The sequence below is a fragment of the Bacillus sp. SIMBA_005 genome (assembly GCF_046535585.1).
GTDB classification, from domain to species: domain Bacteria; phylum Bacillota; class Bacilli; order Bacillales; family Bacillaceae; genus Bacillus; species Bacillus pumilus.
The window spans coordinates 1-290 of record NZ_JAWRWI010000229.1 but is presented as its reverse complement, the minus strand read 5'-3'; the positions used below and the strand labels follow the sequence as shown (position 1 = coordinate 290).

1 protein-coding gene is annotated in these 290 nt (G+C 47.6%); it reads right to left on the bottom strand.

Features of this window, described 5'->3' with window-relative positions; genetic code table 11:
- Nucleotides 1-290, bottom strand: a 290-nt coding sequence (locus SB660_RS19890; protein ID WP_410583999.1) for a helix-turn-helix domain-containing protein, incomplete at both ends; no start/stop codon positions are given.

Genomic DNA, 290 nt, shown 5'->3' with positions numbered 1-290 from the left:
CCTGCGCTTACCCAACTAATTAGAGGATACGAACCTCTTGGATCATGCCTGCTGTGATAGGCAATGTTTGAAAGACTATCCTCTCCTTTCAACAGGTAATCAGGGGAGCACTGCAAAGCCTTGGCTAAGGCCAATAGGTTTTCGCCATTGGGCTCAGTTTCAGATCGCTCCCATTGGGAAATAGCAACATTAGACACGCCAACCATCTTGCCAAGGGCAGCCTGCCTAATCTTGAGTTCTTTTCTGCGAGCGCGAATACGCTCACCCATCAGTTGTGTATTCATAGTTAA